This window comes from Nocardioides caricicola (assembly GCF_039541135.1).
Classification (GTDB): Bacteria; Actinomycetota; Actinomycetes; order Propionibacteriales; family Nocardioidaceae; genus Nocardioides; species Nocardioides caricicola.
Map to the genome: position 1 here is coordinate 246,022 of NZ_BAABFQ010000007.1, position 16,947 is coordinate 262,968.

Annotated in this window: 17 protein-coding genes; 9 read left to right on the forward strand and 8 right to left on the reverse strand. The window is 71.6% G+C overall.

Going from position 1 to position 16,947, the window contains the following annotated elements; all coding sequences use genetic code 11:
* Positions 1 to 23 precede the first annotated feature (23 nt).
* From ABD875_RS15235 to ABD875_RS15260, 6 genes are all read right to left on the reverse strand, one after another.
* Complete coding sequence (locus ABD875_RS15235) at positions 24 to 443, reverse strand: chemotaxis protein CheW (protein ID WP_345178969.1); 420 nt, start codon at positions 441 to 443, stop codon at positions 24 to 26.
* Positions 440 to 2,803 (reverse strand): chemotaxis protein CheW, encoded by a 2,364-nt coding sequence (locus ABD875_RS15240; RefSeq protein WP_345178974.1) that lies wholly within the window; start codon positions 2,801 to 2,803, stop codon positions 440 to 442. Before ABD875_RS15240 ends, ABD875_RS15235 begins: the two co-directional genes overlap by 4 nt.
* A gap of 122 nt (positions 2,804 to 2,925) precedes the next feature.
* A complete protein-coding gene (locus ABD875_RS15245) occupies positions 2,926 to 3,270 on the reverse strand; it encodes a hypothetical protein (protein ID WP_345178978.1) in 345 nt (114 codons plus the stop codon).
* 9 nt (positions 3,271 to 3,279) lie between these two features.
* The gene (locus ABD875_RS15250; RefSeq protein ID WP_345178983.1) at positions 3,280 to 4,665 is read right to left on the reverse strand and encodes an APC family permease; all 1,386 of its coding nucleotides are present in this window, start codon (positions 4,663 to 4,665) and stop codon (positions 3,280 to 3,282) included.
* Between the two features lie 24 nt (positions 4,666 to 4,689).
* Positions 4,690 to 5,367, reverse strand: coding sequence for a response regulator (locus ABD875_RS15255; RefSeq protein ID WP_345178984.1), 678 nt, complete (start codon positions 5,365 to 5,367; stop codon positions 4,690 to 4,692).
* A complete protein-coding gene (locus ABD875_RS15260; RefSeq protein WP_345178988.1) occupies positions 5,360 to 6,652 on the reverse strand; it encodes a PspC domain-containing protein in 1,293 nt (430 codons plus the stop codon). The genes ABD875_RS15255 and ABD875_RS15260 overlap by 8 nt, the downstream gene beginning before the upstream one ends.
* Positions 6,653 to 6,796: 144 nt before the next feature.
* On the opposite strand from ABD875_RS15260, the gene ABD875_RS15265 reads away from it, so the two are divergent.
* Genes ABD875_RS15265 through ABD875_RS15275 form a run of 3 tightly spaced genes read left to right on the forward strand, consistent with a single transcriptional unit; the run spans position 6,797 to position 8,516 of the window.
* Positions 6,797 to 8,008, forward strand: coding sequence for a PspC domain-containing protein (locus ABD875_RS15265; RefSeq protein ID WP_345178991.1), 1,212 nt, complete (start codon positions 6,797 to 6,799; stop codon positions 8,006 to 8,008).
* Positions 8,005 to 8,325, forward strand: coding sequence for a hypothetical protein (locus ABD875_RS15270; RefSeq protein ID WP_345178996.1), 321 nt, complete (start codon positions 8,005 to 8,007; stop codon positions 8,323 to 8,325). The genes ABD875_RS15265 and ABD875_RS15270 overlap by 4 nt, the downstream gene beginning before the upstream one ends.
* Positions 8,322 to 8,516, forward strand: coding sequence for a PspC domain-containing protein (locus ABD875_RS15275; RefSeq protein ID WP_345179001.1), 195 nt, complete (start codon positions 8,322 to 8,324; stop codon positions 8,514 to 8,516). The genes ABD875_RS15270 and ABD875_RS15275 overlap by 4 nt, the downstream gene beginning before the upstream one ends.
* Here ABD875_RS15275 and ABD875_RS15280 read toward each other — a convergent pair.
* On the reverse strand, positions 8,480 to 9,397 hold the full coding sequence (locus ABD875_RS15280; protein WP_345179006.1) for a glycerophosphodiester phosphodiesterase family protein: 918 nt from the start codon (positions 9,395 to 9,397) through the stop codon (positions 8,480 to 8,482). The genes ABD875_RS15275 and ABD875_RS15280 overlap by 37 nt on opposite strands.
* A 79-nt stretch (positions 9,398 to 9,476) precedes the next feature.
* Between ABD875_RS15280 and ABD875_RS15285 the strand changes: the two genes are divergently transcribed.
* From ABD875_RS15285 to ABD875_RS15310, 6 genes are all read left to right on the forward strand, one after another.
* Positions 9,477 to 10,019 carry a YbaK/EbsC family protein gene (locus tag ABD875_RS15285; RefSeq protein ID WP_345179012.1) on the forward strand — a complete coding sequence of 181 codons (543 nt, stop codon included), beginning with the start codon at positions 9,477 to 9,479 and terminating at the stop codon, positions 10,017 to 10,019.
* Positions 10,016 to 10,924 carry a hypothetical protein gene (locus ABD875_RS15290; RefSeq protein WP_345179017.1) on the forward strand — a complete coding sequence of 303 codons (909 nt, stop codon included), beginning with the start codon at positions 10,016 to 10,018 and terminating at the stop codon, positions 10,922 to 10,924. Before ABD875_RS15285 ends, ABD875_RS15290 begins: the two co-directional genes overlap by 4 nt.
* 58 nt (positions 10,925 to 10,982) lie before the next feature.
* Positions 10,983 to 12,716 carry an ABC transporter ATP-binding protein gene (locus ABD875_RS15295; RefSeq protein WP_345179019.1) on the forward strand — a complete coding sequence of 578 codons (1,734 nt, stop codon included), beginning with the start codon at positions 10,983 to 10,985 and terminating at the stop codon, positions 12,714 to 12,716.
* Complete coding sequence (locus ABD875_RS15300; protein WP_345179026.1) at positions 12,713 to 14,455, forward strand: ABC transporter ATP-binding protein; 1,743 nt, start codon at positions 12,713 to 12,715, stop codon at positions 14,453 to 14,455. The genes ABD875_RS15295 and ABD875_RS15300 overlap by 4 nt, the downstream gene beginning before the upstream one ends.
* Positions 14,456 to 14,585: 130 nt before the next feature.
* Positions 14,586 to 15,620 (forward strand): LLM class F420-dependent oxidoreductase, encoded by a 1,035-nt coding sequence (locus ABD875_RS15305; protein ID WP_345179032.1) that lies wholly within the window; start codon positions 14,586 to 14,588, stop codon positions 15,618 to 15,620.
* Positions 15,620 to 16,768, forward strand: a complete 1,149-nt coding sequence (locus ABD875_RS15310; protein WP_345179050.1) for an acyl-CoA dehydrogenase family protein — start codon at positions 15,620 to 15,622, stop codon at positions 16,766 to 16,768. Before ABD875_RS15305 ends, ABD875_RS15310 begins: the two co-directional genes overlap by 1 nt.
* On the opposite strand, the gene ABD875_RS15315 is transcribed toward ABD875_RS15310, so the two are convergent.
* On the reverse strand, positions 16,765 to 16,941 hold the full coding sequence (locus ABD875_RS15315; protein WP_345179057.1) for a hypothetical protein: 177 nt from the start codon (positions 16,939 to 16,941) through the stop codon (positions 16,765 to 16,767). The genes ABD875_RS15310 and ABD875_RS15315 overlap by 4 nt on opposite strands.
* Positions 16,942 to 16,947 lie beyond the last annotated feature (6 nt).

The following is a 16,947-nucleotide window of genomic DNA, read 5'->3' on the forward strand; positions in this document are numbered from 1 at the left end:
TCCTTTGAACGGGGGTGGGGTGGTCAGGCCGCGACGGCGCGGTCGACGTCGAGGGCGAGCAGCAGCTGGCTGTCCAGCTTGTACGCGCCGAGCAGCAGCTCGCGCGAGTTGCCCGAGAGGGTGTCCGGCGGGGGCTCGAACTGGTCGGTGTCGACGTCGACGACCGAGCCGATCGTGTCGACGAGCAGGGCGACCGGCTCGCCGGCGACCCGGATGACGACCAGCATGGGCTCGACCTCCTCCTCGCGGGCGGGCAGCTCGAGCTGGACGCGCAGGTCGATCGCGCTGAGCACCTGGCCGCGGAGGTTGATCAGGCCGGCCAGGGTGCCGGGCGCGAGCGGGATCCGCGTCCGGGTCTGGCCGCGCAGGACCTCCTGGACCGCATCGACGTCGACGCCGTACAGGCGTCCGTCGAGGGTGAAGGTCACCATCCGGGTGCTCACATCGCCTCCTGGTAGTCCGCGTCGAGGGTGACCTCGAACTCGGGTGCCGTGTAGAACTTCGGGTCGGCCGCGAGGATCGCCGCGCGGACGTCGAGGAGCTCGACGATCCGGTCGCGGATCAGCGTCGAGCCGAGCAGGCCGTGGTCGTCGATGTCGCTGCGGACCTCGGACTCCTCCTCCACGATGTCGACGATCTCGTCGACGACGATCGCCACGCTGCGGTTGGCGGCCGAGTAGACGACGACCACCAGGTCGTCGCCCTCGCGCTCGCTCATCGAGCCGAGGTGACGGTCGAGGCGGAGCAGCGGCAGGATCGCACCGCGGTACTGCACGACCTCGCGGCTGCCGACGACCTCGACCGAGGACGTCGGGATGTTCTCGAGCCGGGTGACCGACGACAGCGGGATCGCGACCTTGCGACCGCCACCGATGCCGGCGACCAGCATCCGGAGGTGCTCGCTCGCGGCGCGCTGCGTCTCGACGGCGTCGGCAGTGGTGCCGCGCTCGAGCGCCTCGGCGGTCAGGGCCCGGCGGGCCAGGGCCTGCACGTCGAGGATCAGCGCGACCCGGCCGTCACCGAGGATGGTGGCGCCCGAGTAGGTGCCGAGCGACTTCAGGCGCGTGCCGAGCGGCTTGACCACGATCTCCTCGGTGCTGAGCACCCGGTCGATGACCAGGCCGAAGCGCTTGCCCTCGGCCTGGAGGACCGCGATCAGGACGTGACCGTCGGAGCGGTCGGACTCGACGCCCAGGACGTCGGTGAGCCGGACCAGCGGGAGCAGGGCGCCACGCAGGCGGTAGACCGAGGCACCGTTGACGTCCTCGACGGCGCTCGCGGCGCGGTCGGCGTCCAGCGCGACGAGCTCCAGCAGGCTGACCTGCGGGATCGCGTAGCGGTCCCCGGCGCACTCGACGGTGAGGGCCGGGACGATCGCCAGGGTCAGCGGGATCCGCAGCCGGCACGTCGTACCGCGGCCGACGACGGACTCCACCTCGATGGTGCCGCCGATGCTCTCGATGTTGGTCTTCACCACGTCCATGCCGACACCGCGGCCGGAGACGTTGGTGACCGCCGCGGCCGTGGAGAAGCCGGGCTGGAAGATCAGCTGGAGGATGTCGGCCGGGGCCATCTGGGCGATCTGCGCGGAGGTGCGCAGCCCCTTCTCGATCGCCTTCTGGGCGATCTTGTCGGAGTCGATGCCGGCACCGTCGTCACACACCTCGACGACGACCTGGCCGCCCTCGTGGTAGGCGCGCAGGGTGAGCACGCCCTCCGCAGGCTTGCCGATCGCGACGCGGTCCTCGGGGGTCTCGAGGCCGTGGTCGACGGCGTTGCGGACCAGGTGGGTCAGCGGGTCCTTGACGGACTCGAGCAGCGAGCGGTCGAGCTCGGTCTCACGACCGACCATGGACAGCGACACCTGCTTGCCGCAGGCGGCGCCCAGGTCACGGACGACGCGCGGGAGCTTGGACCAGAGGTGGTCGATCGGCTGCATGCGGGTCTTCATGACCCCTTCCTGCAGCTCGGTCGCGATCAGGTTGAGGCGCTGGGCGGACCGGACCAGCTCCAGGCCCTCCTGCTCTCCGGCCTGACGCACGATCTGGTTGCGGGTGAGCACCAGCTCACCGACGAGGCGCATCAGGGTGTCGAGCAGGTCGACGTCCACGCGGATGGAGGAGTCGGCCACGTTGCGCCGGGCACCGTGGTCCTCCTCGGCGGCCGGGGCGGCCTTGGCGACGGGCGCGGCGACAGGCTTGGCCGCGGGCGGGGCGACCGGGGCGACCTCGGCCACCGGCTCCGGGGCAGCCTCGGCCACCGGCTCGGAGGCCGGCTCGGCGGCGACCTCGGCCACCGGCTCGGGCTGGTTCTCGGCCACGGGCTCGGCCACGGGCTCCACCACGGGCTCCACCACGGGCTGGGCAACCTCCGGCAGGAGGTCGGCGACGGGGGTCGGCTCGGCGGCCGGCACCTCCTTGCCGTCCAGGACCGCGGAGATCTGCTCGACCACGATGGAGACGTCGACGTCGCCCTCGGTGCCGTCGGCCTCGATGGCGGTCAGCAGGTCACGGACCCGGTCGACCATCGCGAGCAGCAGGTCGGTGGTCGTCGGCGTCATCGACATCTTGCCGTCGCGCAGACGCGCCAGCAGGTTCTCGCCGACGTGGGTCACCGACTCCAGGTTGCTGAACGCCAGGAAGCCGCTCGTGCCCTTGATCGTGTGGATCGTCCTGAAGATGCTGCCGAGCAGCTCTCGGGAGTCGGGCTCTCGCTCGAGCGCGACCAGGTCGCGGTCGAGCTGGTCCAGGTTCTCGTGGCTCTCCACGAGGAACTCCTGGACGATCTCGTCGATCTCATCCACCGGTAGGACCCTCTCGTCTATGGGTGTACGAGAGTTGTGATCGGCGGACGGAGGCACGACCTGAGCCCGTTGGGTAAAACTTGTCCGGAGGGGTGAACCGACCCCTCCGGGTCAGCGGGCGGTCAGCGCCAGAACACCGCGACGCAGACGTTCGCCACGGTCAGCAGGAGCAGCAGCGCCCAGAGCCCGTTCGCGATCCGCTCCTTGCGCAGGTTCGCCATGACCAGCACCAGGATGACGAGGGCGATCACGCCCTTGACGGCGATCTTGGTGTGGTCGACCGAGCCGCCGTCGGCCTCGATCACGCCGACCAGCGCCAGGCCCGCGAGGAAGGCGGTGCCGGAGCCGTCGCGCATCAGCGCGTTCACGGCCTTCTCCGGGGTCCGCGCCTGGATCAGCAGCCCACCGAAGAGCGCTCCGAAGCCGAGCAGGTGGATGACGAGGAGCAGGTGGCGCACGAATTCCATGGCCGCAGCCTAGGAGGTCGCCACCTCCCGCGTGCCGATGGCCCTCTCGACCAGGAACAGCAACAGGCCGACGCCGAGCAGCGCCGCGCACCACAAGAGCGAGGCGGGGTCGTCATAGATCGACCAGGCCAGGATCGCCGCGTTGCCGACCAGTCCGACGATCAGCAGCGGCGTGTTGGCCCGGTAGGTCTGCTCGGTCTCGTCCTGGCCCCGCAGCTTGAGCGCCGAGACGATCACCAGGCCGTAGATGAACAGGAGGAACAGCACGGTCACGGTCGCGAGCCGGGCGACCAGGTCCAGACCGGACCCGGCGTTGGTGAGCAGCGTGCCGACGACCAGCAGCGCCGCGACGACGACCGCACTGAAGACCAGGCCGACCCACGGCGAGCGGCGACCGGGGTGCAGCTTGTTGAACACGGCAGGCACGACGTCCTCGTTCGCCATGCCGTAGAGGATCCGCGGCTGGGTGACGACCGCGACCAGGGTGGTGTTCGCGATCGCCACCATCGCGATCACCGCGAACAGGTCGGTCATGAACCCGGTCGAGAACGGGAGGATGCCCTCCTTGATGACCTCGAGCAGGGCGGCGTCGGAGTCCGCCAGGGTCGAGGTGTCGACGGTGAGGGCGGCGGTGACCGAGACGAGCACGTAGATCACGCCGGCGACGACCATGCCGCCGATCAGCGAGCGCGGGAACGAGCGGTGCGGGTCGATGGTCTCCTCCGCCACGTTGGCGGTGTTCTCGAACCCGGTCATCGCGAAGAACGACAGCGCGACACCCGCCAGGATCGCCAACGCCGGGCTGCCGTCGGCCTGGAACTCCAGCAGCGTGTCGAAGTGGGCGTTGCCCTCCGCGACGTACCAGATCCCGCTGAGCATGATGATCAGGAGGCCGGCGATCTCGACGAACGCCATCGCCATGTTGATGACCACCGACTCGGTGATGCCGAGGAAGTTGACCACCGAGAGCGCGGCGATGAACACGAGCATGACCAGGAGCTCCGACGGTCCGGGCCAGAGCTCGGCGAAGTACTGCGCGAAGCCGCTGGCGAGCGAGCCGGCCGCGGCGAAGCTGGCGGACAGGAACGACACCGTCACCAGGAAGCTCAGCGCGGAGCTGCCGAAGGCTCGCTTGACGTAGAGCGCGGCGCCGGCCGCCTGCGGGTACTTGGTGACCAGCTCGGCGTAGGCGCTGCCGGTGATGCCGGCGATTGCGACACCGACCGCGAACGCGATCCAGAACGCACCGCCCACCGCGGCGGCCACGAGCCCGATCAGCACGTAGATGCCGGACCCGAGGACGTCGCCGAGCGTGTAGAAGAAGAGCTGACGCCCGGTGATGGAGCGCTTGAGGCCGGGCTCGCTGTCGGTGGAGAGGTCGTCGGTCGCAGTCACGCCGACGACATACCCGGGGTACGGCTACAGCAAACGGCGGTCCGAGGCCCACCGGGTGAGCTCGTGCCGCGAGGACAGCTGCAGCTTGCGCAGCACGCTCGACATGTGGGTCTCGACGGTCTTGATGGAGATGAACAGCTCCTTGGCGACCTCCTTGTAGGCGTAGCCACGGGCGATCAGCCGCATCACCTCCCGCTCGCGCTCGGTGAGCCGGTCGAGGTCCTCGTCGACCGCGGCCACCTCGATCGAGCCCGAGAACGCGTCGAGCACGAAGCCCGCCAGCCGGGGCGAGAACACCGCGTCGCCCTCCGCGACCCGGCCGATCGCCTGGACCAGCTCGGGTCCGGTGATGGTCTTGGTGACGTAGCCGCGCGCGCCACCGCGGATGGTGCCGATCACGTCCTCGGCCGCGTCGCTGACCGACAGGGCGAGGTAGCGGGTGTCGGGCGAGACACCGCTCGCGGCGACCCGCCGCATCACCTCGACACCGCCGCCGCCCGGGAGGTGGACGTCGAGCAGCACCACGTCGGGGTGGTGCGCCGACACCGCTGCCACCGCCTCGTCGACGTCGGCCGCCTCGGCCTGGATGTCCACGACACCGCTGCCGGCGGCCTCGAGCTCGGCGCGCACCCCGCGGCGGAACATCGCGTGGTCGTCGACGATCACGATCCGCACCGGACCGCCCGGACGCTGCTCACCCATGGTTCTCCTCCTGTCGGGACAGGTGCAGCCGCACCTCGGTCCCCTCGTCGGGGGCGGACCGGACCTCGGCCGAGCCCCCGTGTCGCTGCATGCGGTCCACGATGCTGCGGCGTACGCCGTACCTGTCCTCGGGGACCGCCGCGAGGTCGAAGCCCTTGCCACGGTCACGGACGAAGACGTCGACCGCACCGGACGTGACCTCGGCGTACACGTCGATCTTGTCGGTACCCGCGTGCTTGGCGGCGTTGGTCACCGCCTCGCCGGTCGCGTGCACGATCGGGCGCAGCGACTCGTCGAAGTCGCAGTCGCCGACGTTCACGACCTCCACCGAGACGCCGTACTCGTCCTCGACCCGCGCCGCGACGCCGCGCAGGGCGCTGGCGACCGTGCTCTCGTCGGTCGAGTCGCCGGCGTACAGCCACGACCGGAGGTCGCGCTCCTGCGCCCGGGCCAACCGGGCGACCGTCGCGCTGTCGTGGGCGTTCTTCTGGATCAGTGCGAGCGTCTGGAGCACGGAGTCGTGCAGGTGCGCGGCGACGTCCGCGCGGTCCTGGGTGCGCACCCGCTCGGCGCGCTCGTCGCTGAGGTCGGAGGCGAGCCGGTAGATCCACGGCCCGATCACGATCGCCAGGCCGATGATCGTGAGCAGCGAGGCGATCAGGACGTCGCGCGCCATCTCGATCGAGCCGTTGCGCACGGAGTACAGGACCAGCGCGATCACGATCAGCGAGACCCCCGCGGCGACCCGGGCGTACGATGCCCAGCCGCCGCTCCCGAACACGACCCGCATCGGGTCGATCCGGCCGGTGCTGTCCAGCCAGCGCTCGCGCTGCGCGTCGTCGGCCTGCCGCCACAGCAGCGCGATGCCGACGACACCGACGACCACCGGCCAGAACACGGTGCCGCGGCCGAGGATCGCCTCGAGCATCAAGATCACGCCGAGGCCGAGGGCGGCCAGGGCGATCGCCGGTCCGACGTCACCGAGCCGGCGGATCCGGCTCGGGCGGCGGCCGCCGCGGGTCGCGCTCTCCAGGCCGGGGGCGTTGGTCTCGAAGTGGGAGTCCGCCGGAAGCAGCCACCACAGGCCTGCGTAGAAGACCACTCCGAAGCCGCCGAGGAACGCGCCGAGCACGAAGGCCGCCCGCACCCACAGCACCGGGAACGCCAGGTGCCGGGCCAGGCCCGCGGCGACACCGCCGAGGATCGGCTCCTGGGTGTCGCGGTAGGCGCGCCGGGCCCCCAGCGGGACCGACGCGCCGGCGTCGGCGGGGGCACGTGTACTCATCGTGGCTCAATCGTCACACAGCGCGGCACCCCCGACCATGAGGGCTGACCCCGACTCACCCCTGACCGGACCGCCGCTCCCCCGGCCCAGGATCAGGGCTGTCCCCGATGGTGTGCCCGCTGTTCTGGGAGCAGGCTTGGTGCCATGACCACCACTCCGCCAGAAGCACCACTCGGCCCGCCGCCGCCGGACCCCCACGGGGACCACGGCCCACGCGTCGACCGCGACCAGGTCCGCGACCTGGGCCGGCTGCGCCGCTCCCGGGCCGACCGCAAGGTCGCCGGCGTCGCGGGCGGTCTCGGCCGCCACCTCGACGTCGACCCGCTCGTGCTGCGCGTGGCGTTCGTGGTGCTCGTCTTCTTCGGCGGCGCCGGTCTGATCCTGTACGGCGCCTGCTGGCTGCTCGTCCCCGAGGACGGCAGCGAGAAGGCCGCGATCAACCTCGACGAGAGGTCTCGCAGCGTCGTCCTGATCGTGGTCGGCGTGATCGCGGCGCTCGCGATGATCGGCGACTCATGGGGCGGCGGCTGGTTCCCCTGGCCGCTGGCGGTGATCGCGCTGGTCGCGTTGTGGTTGCTGACCCGCAACAGCCCGCCCAGCGGCGCGATGCCGCCGCCGGCGCCGGGTGCGGCCGTGCCGCCGACCTCGGCGTACGTCCCGCCGACCTCGACGTACATCCCACCGACGTCGGCGTACGTCCCGCAGCAGCCGTACTACACCGAGCCGGTCGCGCCGTTCCAGAGCTACGTCCGTCCGCCGAACCCGCGCAAGAAGGGCCCGATCCTCTTCTGGTTCACGCTCGCGCTGATCGCGCTCGGCGTGGGTGTGCTCGGGATCGTCGACGTCGCCGGAGCGGACGTCGCCGACTCGGCGTACCCCGCGCTGGCGGTCGGGATCTCCGGCGTGATGCTGGTGGTCGGTGCCTTCTTCGGCCGCGCCGGCGGGATCATCGCCCTCGGCCTGGTCGCCTCGCTCGGCCTGGCGGCCGCGACGGTCGCCGACAAGTGGGAGGGCGACACGATCTACGTCACCCCGCTGACGGCCGCCGAGGTGCAGGGCGGCTACGACATGGAGGCCGGCGAGATCATCCTCGACCTGAGCGAGGTGGCCGACCCCGAGAACCTCGACGGCCAGGCGATCGAGCTGGAGGGTGCCTTCGGCCGGATCGAGGTGATCCTGCCCGAGGAGGGCGCCGCCAGCATCACGGCCGACGTCGACGGGCCTGGCAACATCAAGCTCTTCGGCGCCGAGAACGGTGGGATCGGCGTCAGCAGGAGTGGAACCTTCGGGGCCGGCCTCCCCGTCATCGTCATCGACGCGCATCTGAGCGTCGGAGAGATCGAGGTGCAGCGATGAGCACGACAACCACCGTCCCCGAGAAGGAGTCCGGCCGGCACCCCGTCAACGTCGGCCACCTGGTGATGGGCATCGCGTTCCTCGCCATGGTCGGCGTGTGGGCCCTCATCCAGGGCGACGTGGTCGACGACCACGACATCCACTGGCTGCTGCCCGTGCCGTGGGTGCTCGCCGGTCTCGGCGGTCTGCTCGCCATCGGCCTGTCCGGCAGTCGCCGCTGGTCGACCAAGCAGGTCGGCTGGGTCGGCGCCGAGAACGGCGCCGAGAACGGCACGGAGAACGGCGCCGAGAACGGCACGGAGAAGGAGGAGGCATGAACACCCAGGTGAAGCAGCTCGTCCGGCCGCGTGAGGACCGGATGGTCGCGGGCGTCTGCTCCGGGGTCGCGCGCTACCTCGGCGTCGACCCGACTCTGGTGCGGCTGCTGGCGGTCCTCGGCGTGATCCTCAGCTTCGGTACGGCGCTGGTCGCCTACGTCGCCGCGTGGATCCTGATGCCGGAGGTGTGACGCCGGCCCGTGCCGGAGGCGTGCAGGCGCAGCGCTTCGAGCGTCGTGTCGGGGTGGTCGGTGATCAGGCCGTCCACCCCGGCGTCGACGAGCTCCTGGGCGTCCTCGATCGAGTCCACCTCGTCGCGCAGCGTCCACACGAAGACCTCGAGCCCGGCCTCGTGGGCGGAGCCGACCAGGCCGGGTGAGACCAGGTCCTTCTCCAGACCGACCGCGTCGGCGTACTGCGCGACGCGGCGCAGCCCGGTCCCGGTCACCAGGTCCACCCGGCCGGTGGCGCCGACCAGCTGCACCAGGGGGAGCCCGGTGCGGCCACGCAGCGACCGCAGGAAGCCCTGCTCGAAGGCCATCACGTGGACCGGGAGGCGGTGCGCGGCCAGGGCGGCGAGCAGCGGCTCCTCCACCGGCAGTCCGATCGAGGCGAAGTGCATGGCGTTCTTGATCTCCAGGCACACGCCGATCCCCCGACCCAGCCGCCGCGACTCGTCGACGACCAGCGCGAGCACCTCGTCGAGCGTCGGTACGTCGTAGCGCCGGTCGTACCGCGTGTTGCGCGGTCGCAGCTCCGGTTGCCGCTCGACGGCGCCAAGCGTCTTCAGCTCGGCGAGCGTGAAGTCCTCGCTGAACCAGCCGGTCACCTCGTGGCCGTCGACCAGCCTGGTCGTGAGCCGGTCGGCGTACCGGCTCCGCTCCGCGACGTCGGTGGTCCGGCTGAGCTCGTGCTCGTGCCGGGCGACGAGCACGCCGTCCCGCGTGGTCACGAGGTCGAGCTCGACGTGGTCCGCGCCGAGCGCGATCGCGAGCCGGTACGACGCCAGCGTGTGCTCGGGCCGGTAGCCCGAGGCTCCGCGGTGGGCGATCACCAGGGGGTGCTCGGGCATGGCCCCAGCACAGCCCGGCCGGGTGTCGCGGCGGCAGAACACACGTGAACCGTCGGTGACGCGCGCCAGAATGGCTGGCATGACCACCCCGACGCTGGGTCGCCTCGAGACCGTGCCCGCCCTCGACCGCCCGGACCTGCTCGCCGACCCGGTCGCCGCCGCGCTGCGCGGCTGGCCCCTCGCCGACCGGATCGGCGTCGTCGAGATCGACCCGGCGATCGCGGACACCGCGGCGCTGGCCGAGGCCTACGACCTGCCGATGACGACCGGCGCCAACTGCGTCGTGGTCGCGGGACGCCGAGACGGCGAGGAGCGGGTCGCGGCCTGCCTGGTGCGCGCCGACACGCGCGCGGACGTGAACAACCTCGTCAAGCGCACCCTCGACGTGCGCAAGGCGTCGTTCCTCGCGATGGACCGGGCCGTCGAGGAGTCCGGCATGGAGTACGGCGGCATCACGCCGATCGGTCTGCCGGACGGCTGGCGGCTGCTGGTGGACCCGCGCGTGCTGCAGATCGAGGTCGCCGTCATCGGCTCCGGCGTACGCCGCTCGAAGCTGCTGCTCCCCGGTGCGCTGGCCGCCGAGCTGCCCGGCGCCGAGATGGTCGAGGGACTCGCGGGATGAGGCTCGCGCTCGGGCTCGCCGTCGTCCTCCTGCTCGCCGGCTGCAGCAGCGACGACGCCGCGCCGGCGGCGAGCGCACCCGAGCCGTCGTCGTCGATCAGCACGCTCACGCCGATCCCGTTGCCGCCGCCCCCACCACCGACCGGCCGGCTGATCGCCGACATGCGCCAGTCGTCGCGGGACGCCGCCGCCGGGCGGATGCAGGTCTGGATCAACAACGACACCGCCGACGAGATCACCCCGACCGAGATCAGCTACCACGACCCGCGCTTCCGCACGACGCTCGAGGTCACCCGGATGCGACCGGTGCCGTCGCAGTCCGAGCGCGGGTTCCAGATCCTGCTGCCGCGCCAGCCCGCGTGCGACCACCCGCAGGGCAGCGGCACCATCACCGTGACGTACGGCGACGAGACGAGGCGCGTGCGCGTCGAGGACTCGACCGACGTGGCGGGCCGCTACGCCTCCGCGCGCTGCCTGGAGATCGCGGTCGCCGAGGTCGCGGACCTGTCGTGGGACGACGAGGTCCCCGCCAGCGGCGAGGAGGGCGACCCCGGCACGCTCACGCTGGTCGTCGAGCCGACCGGTCGCCCGGGGCCGACGCTCACGCTCGACACCGTCGGCGGGACGCCGGTCCTCGCCCCCGTCGGCACCGACGTGTGGCGACCCGACGCGACGATCACAGGCACCGACGCCCCGTCGCGCATCGACCTCCCGATCAAGCCGAACCGCTGCGACGACCACGCGTTCATGGAGTCCGGCGGGGCGACGGCGTTCGCGATCAACCTGACCCTCGACGGCGAGCCCGGCACGATCATCCTGCGGATGAGCGTCCCGGGCGCGGCGAACGCGCTGCGCTTCGCGAAGACCTACTGCGGCGACCTCTCCACGGTGTCCGGCGGAGGGTGACCACGGTCACCGCGAAAACGATTCGCCACCGAACCGTCTGGCTTCGTAGCGTGGGGCGGTGCACCAGCTCCCCCACGACCACCCCGGCACCGCCGCCCACGGCTCGCCCGGACGGTTCCTGTGGTGGATGGCCGGGCAGCAGTGGCGCACCCTCGTCGGCGGCATGTGCTTCGGCATCGTCTGGATGTGCGCCCAGGCCGTGATGCCCGCGGTCATCGGCAAGGCGATCGACCAGGGCGTCGCCGCCAAGGACAGCGCCCGGCTCCTCGAGTGGGCGCTCGTGCTGCTCGGCATCGGGCTCGTGCAGGCGGCGGCCGGGATCATGCGGCACCGCTTCGCGGTCACCAACTGGCTGATCTCGGCGTACCGCGTCGTCCAGCTCGTCACCCGCCAGGCCGTGCGGCTCGGCGGCACCCTGCCGCGCAAGGTCTCCACCGGCGAGGTCGTCGCGATCGGCACCAACGACCTCTCGCACATCGGCCAGGTCATGGACGTGTCCGCGCGCTTCGCCGGCGCGATCGTCTCGTTCTTCGTGGTCGCCGCGATCCTGCTGCACACGTCGGTGACCCTCGGTCTCGTCGTGCTGATCGGCGTCCCGCTCCTCATGCTCGGCGTCGCCCCGCTGCTGCCGGCCCTCCAGCGCCGCAGCGGGCACCAGCGGCACCTGATGGGCGACCTCTCGAACACCGCCAGCGACATCGTCGGCGGCCTGCGCGTGCTGCGCGGGATCGGCGGCGAGCAGGTCTTCGCCGACCGCTACCGCCGCGAGTCGCAGACCACGCGCACCGCCGGCGTCCAGGTCGCGAAGCTGCAGTCGGTGCTCGACGCGCTCCAGGTCTTCCTGCCGGGCTTCTTCGTCGTGGTCGTCGTCTGGATCGGCGCGCGGTACGCCGTCGAGGGCACGATCACCCCCGGTGAGCTGGTCGCGTTCTACGGCTACTCCGCGTTCCTCATGATCCCGCTGCGCACCGCGACCGAGTACGCCAACAAGGTCATCCGCGCCCGGGTCGCGGCGGCCCGCATCTGCCGCGTCCTCGCGCTCGAGCCCGAGGTGTCCGCTCCCACCGAGCCGGCCGCCTCGCCGGCCGTCGGCTCCGACCTGGCCGACGCCCGCACCGGGCTGGTCGTGCGCGCGGGCCGGCTCACCGCGATCGTCAGCGAGCAGCCGGACGACTCCGCCGAGCTGGCCGACCGGCTCGGCATGGCCGCCGCCTCGGTCGACGACGAGGTCAGCCTCGGCGGCGTGCCCCTGACCTCGCTCGACCCGACCGAGGTCCGCGAGCGGGTCGTGGTCTCCGACACCGCCGCACTGTTCTTCTCGGGGCGCCTCGGCGACGGGCTCGACCTCACCGGCCACGGTGACGTCCGGCGCGCGCTCGAGACCGCCTCCGCCGGCGACATCCTCGAGGCCCTCGACGACGGGCTCGACACCCTCGTCGCCGAGCGCGGCCGCAGCTTCTCCGGTGGCCAGCGGCAGCGACTGGTGCTCGCCCGGGCGCTCGCGCTCGACCCCGAGATCCTGGTGCTCGTCGAGCCGACCTCCGCCGTCGACGCGCACACCGAGGCCCGGATCGCGGCGCGGCTGCGCGAGCACCGCGCCGGGCGCACCACGGTCGTGACGACCTCGAGCCCCCTGATGCTCGACGCCGCCGACACGGTCGCCTTCCTCGACGGTGGCCGGATCGCGGCGACCGGCACGCACGCCGACCTGCTCGACGCGAACCCGGCGTACCGCCGCGTGGTGACCCGCGAGTCGGAGCCGGAGCTGGCCGTCAGCGAGGTGGCGCAGTGAACACCCACCTGCCCGTCGCCGACGGCCGCGCCGTGCGCTCGTACGTCGCCGCGCTGGCCCGTCGCCACCCGAGGATGCTGTACGGCGCGCTCGCGCTGCACATCGCCGCCGCGCTCACCGCGCTGGCCGCACCGGCCCTGCTCGGCGCGCTGGTCCAGGCGGTCGAGGACGGCACCACCACCGGCCACGTCGACAAGATCATCGCCCTGCTCGCGGCGTTCCTGGTCGCCCAGACCGTGCTCACCCGCTTCGCGCGCTACCTCAGCCAGGTGCTCGGCGAGCAGGTGCTGGCCGAGCTGCGCGAGGACTTCGTCGACAACACGCTCGCGCTGCCCGTGGGCGTGGTCGAGGACGCCGGCTCCGGTGACCTGCTGACCCGCACCAGCCGCGACGTCGACCAGCTCGGCTGGTCGGTGCGGATGGCGCTGCCGGAGTGGACGATCGCGGTGATCACCGCCGTCGTGACGTTCGTCGCCGCGCTGAGCGTCGGCTGGTGGGTCGCGATCCCGTGCCTGATCGGCGCTCCCCCGCTGGTGTTCGGCCTGCGGTGGTACCTCAAGCGCGCCAAGGACGGCTACCTCCGCGAGAGCGCGACGTACTCCCAGATCAACGCGACCCTCACCGAGACCGTCGAGGGCGCGCGCACGGTCGAGGCGCTCGGCCTCGGCCGACGCCGCATCGCCGCTGCCGACGACGACATCGCGGCGTCGTACCGCGCGGAGCGCTACACGCTCTACCTGCGCACGGTGTTCTTCCCGAGCATGGAGATCAGCTACCTGGTCCCCACCGTGCTCACGCTGCTCTTCGGTGGCTACCTCTACACGCAGGGCGAGGTGTCGCTCGGCGCGGTCACGACCGCGACGCTGTACGTGCAGATGCTCATCGACCCCGTCGATCGGATCGTGTCGATCCTCGACGAGCTCCAGCTCGGCGCCGCGTCGCTGGCGCGGCTGCTCGGCGTCGCGCAGGTGCCCGACGACCGCGAGGTCTCCGGGCGCGAGCCGGTCGGCGAGAAGCTCGACGCCGAGGACGTGCGGTTCTCGTACGTCGAGGGCCGCGACGTCCTGCACGGCGTGGACCTGTCGCTCGCCGTCGGCGAGCGGATCGCGATGGTCGGCCCGTCCGGCGCCGGCAAGTCCACGCTCGGCCGGCTCCTCGCCGGCATCCACCCGCCGCGCACCGGGGCGGTGACCGTCGGCGGGGTCGGCCTGGTCGAGCTCCCGCTCGACGACCTGCGCGGGCACGTCGCGCTGGTCACCCAGGAGCACCACGTGTTCGTCGGCACCCTGCGCGAGAACCTCATCCTCGCGCGCCCGGACGCCAGCGACGACGACGTCCGCTCGGCCCTCGGGGCCGTGGACGCCCTGGACTGGGTCGACCTGCTCCCCGACGGCCTCGACACCGTCGTCGGCTCCGGGGGCCGCGCAGTCACCGCGCCGCAGGCGCAGCAGATCGCGCTCGCCCGCCTGGTCCTCGCCGACCCGCACACGCTGGTGCTCGACGAGGCGACGTCGCTCATCGACCCGCGCGCCGCCCGCCACCTCGAGCGGTCCCTGGCCGCCGTGCTCGAGGGCCGCACCGTGATCGCGATCGCGCACCGGCTCTTCTCCGCGCACGACGCCGACCGGGTGGCGGTCGTCGAGGACGGCAAGATCGCCGAGCTCGGCTCGCACGACGAGCTGGTCGCCGCGGGCGGCTCGTACGCCGCGCTCTGGGACAGCTGGCACGGACGCGGCTGAGGCTGGCCGGCGCAGGCGTCGTCGGCTGGCGTCGCAGCTTCACCATGTGATCCAGGTGAACCGGCAGCAGCGCGAGGCGAACCTCACTGCCCGTTGACCCCAGCATGACCGTGACAGTTATGCTGTCACAATGAAGTTGTCGATGCCGCTCATGTACGACGGGAACCCGCGCCAGGCCGCGGACCAGATCATCGGGCTGGAGAAGGCCGGGCTCGACCTCGTGTGGGTCGCCGAGGCCTACGGGTTCGACTCCCCCACGCTCATGGGCTACCTGGCCGCCAAGACCGAGACGATCGAGATCGGCGCCGGCATCCTCAACGTGTTCTCGCGGACGCCGGGCGCCTTGCTGCAGACCGCCGCCGGCCTCGACAACGTGTCCGGCGGACGCGCGGTGATCGGCCTCGGCGCGTCCGGCCCGCAGGTGATCGAGGGCTTCCACGGCCTGCCGTACGAGAAGCCGCTCGGCCGGACCCGCGAGGTCATCGAGATCATCCGGATGGGCCTGCGCCGCGAGCCCCTCGTCCACGACGGCATCGTCACGCTGCCGCTGCCGGCCGACCAGGGCCTCGGCCTCGGCAAGCCGCTCAAGCTGCTGACCAAGCCCGAGCGCTCCAGCATCCCGCTGTGGGTCGCATCGCTCGGCGACAAGAACGTCGCGATGACCGCAGAGGTCGCCGACGGCTGGCTGCCGCACCTCTTCTACCCCGAGAAGGCCCAGTCCGTGTGGGGCGAGGCGCTCGCCAAGGGCGCGGCCAAGCGGTCCGCCGACCTCGCTCCGCTCGAGATCAGCGCCGGCGGCATGGTCGCGATCGGCGAGGGGCCGGAGACCAAGGCGCTGCTCGACTTCGTGCGCCCGATGTACGCGCTGTACGTCGGCGGGATGGGCGCGCGCGGCAAGAACTTCTACAACGACCTCGCCTGCCAGTACGGCTACGAGGAGGAGGCCACGAAGATCCAGGACCTCTACCTCGACGGCAAGAAGGACGAGGCCGCGGCGTTGGTCCCGACCGAGTGGCTCGAGGCGGGCAACCTCGTCGGCCCCGAGTCGTACGTCAAGGAGCGCCTGGCCGCCTTCCAGGAGGCCGGCGTCACCACGTTGTCCGTCGTACCCGCGTCCGATGACCCGGCCGCGACCATCTCTCAGATCAAGGAGTGGGTGTCCTGATGACCGCACGACCCTCTATCTACGAGCAGGAGCACGAGGACTTCCGCACCAGCGTGCGGGCCTTCATGGAGAAGGAGGTCGTCCCCCACCACGAGCAGTGGGAGAAGGACGGCCAGGTCAGCCGCGAGGTCTGGCTCAAGGCCGGCGAGGCGGGTCTGCTCTGCTTCGACGTCGAGGAGGAGTACGGCGGCGCCGGGGTCAAGGACTTCCGCTACAACACGATCGTCGCCGAGGAGCTGGCCCGCGTCGGCGCGAGCGGCCCGGGCTTCCCCGTGCACAGCGACATCATCGTCCCCTACATCTCCCAGCTCGCGACGCCGGAGCAGAAGCAGCGCTGGCTGCCCGGCCTGGTCAGCGGCGAGATCATCTCGGCGATCGCGATGACCGAGCCCGGCGCCGGCAGCGACCTGCAGGGCATCCGCACGTCGGCCGTCGACAAGGGCGACCACTACGTGCTCAACGGCTCCAAGACCTTCATCAGCAACGGGATCATGTCCGACCTGGTGATCGTCGTCTGCCGGACCGACCCGGACGCCGGCCACAAGGGCATCAGCCTGCTCGTGGTCGAGCGCGGCATGAAGGGCTTCGAGCGCGGCCGCAACCTCGAGAAGGTCGGCATGAAGGCCCAGGACACCGCCGAGCTGTTCTTCGACAACGTCGAGGTCCCGAAGGAGAACCTGCTCGGCGAGGAGGGGTCCGGCTTCATCTCGCTGATGATGAACCTGCCCCAGGAGCGGATCTCGATCGCCGCCATGGCGGTCGCCGCGATCGAGAACGTCCTCGAGCTGTCGCTGTCCTACGCCAAGGAGCGCACCGCGTTCGGCAAGCCGATCGGGTCCTTCCAGAACACCCGGTTCGTGCTCGCGGAGATGGCCACGCACGCCCACGTCGCGCGGGTCTTCGTCAACGACTGCATCCTCAAGCTCAACGCCGGCGAGGTCGACCCGTCGCTGGCCGCGATGGCGAAGTGGTGGACCACCGAGCTGCAGAAGCAGGTCACCGACGCCGGCGTCCAGGTGCACGGCGGGTACGGCTACATGCTGGAGTACCCGATCGCGAAGGCGTTCACGGACGGGCGGATCCAGACGATCTACGGCGGCACGACCGAGATCCAGAAGGAGATCATCGGCCGCAGCCTCGGGGTCTAGCGGGTCCGGCGGGTGTAGTTGACGGTGCGGTCCCCGGTCGGCTTGCGCGGCTGGGGGATCCGCTGCTCCAGCTCCGGGCTGGGGTCGTCCTTGGCGCGCTTGCGCGGCCGGGAGGTCCACTCGATGGCGGCGAGGCACAGGAACATGAAGACCAGCGCGTAGACCCAGATCATGCCGGT

Bases quoted from the DNA above. Each gene is read 5' to 3' on its own strand.
- ABD875_RS15245 (WP_345178978.1), bottom strand. From the start codon at position 3,270: ATGGAATTCGTGCGCCACCTGCTCCTCGTCATCCACCTGCTCGGCTTC.
- ABD875_RS15285 (WP_345179012.1), top strand. From the start codon at position 9,477: ATGACCACCCCGACGCTGGGTCGCCTCGAGACCGTGCCCGCCCTCGAC.
- ABD875_RS15280 (WP_345179006.1), bottom strand. From the start codon at position 9,397: ATGCCCGAGCACCCCCTGGTGATCGCCCACCGCGGAGCCTCGGGCTAC.
- ABD875_RS15275 (WP_345179001.1), top strand. From the start codon at position 8,322: ATGAACACCCAGGTGAAGCAGCTCGTCCGGCCGCGTGAGGACCGGATG.
- ABD875_RS15305 (WP_345179032.1), top strand. From the start codon at position 14,586: ATGAAGTTGTCGATGCCGCTCATGTACGACGGGAACCCGCGCCAGGCC.
- ABD875_RS15265 (WP_345178991.1), top strand. From the start codon at position 6,797: ATGACCACCACTCCGCCAGAAGCACCACTCGGCCCGCCGCCGCCGGAC.
- ABD875_RS15255 (WP_345178984.1), bottom strand. From the start codon at position 5,367: ATGGGTGAGCAGCGTCCGGGCGGTCCGGTGCGGATCGTGATCGTCGAC.
- ABD875_RS15315 (WP_345179057.1), bottom strand. From the start codon at position 16,941: ATGATCTGGGTCTACGCGCTGGTCTTCATGTTCCTGTGCCTCGCCGCC.
- ABD875_RS15310 (WP_345179050.1), top strand. From the start codon at position 15,620: ATGACCGCACGACCCTCTATCTACGAGCAGGAGCACGAGGACTTCCGC.
- ABD875_RS15270 (WP_345178996.1), top strand. From the start codon at position 8,005: ATGAGCACGACAACCACCGTCCCCGAGAAGGAGTCCGGCCGGCACCCC.
- ABD875_RS15260 (WP_345178988.1), bottom strand. From the start codon at position 6,652: ATGAGTACACGTGCCCCCGCCGACGCCGGCGCGTCGGTCCCGCTGGGG.
- ABD875_RS15290 (WP_345179017.1), top strand. From the start codon at position 10,016: ATGAGGCTCGCGCTCGGGCTCGCCGTCGTCCTCCTGCTCGCCGGCTGC.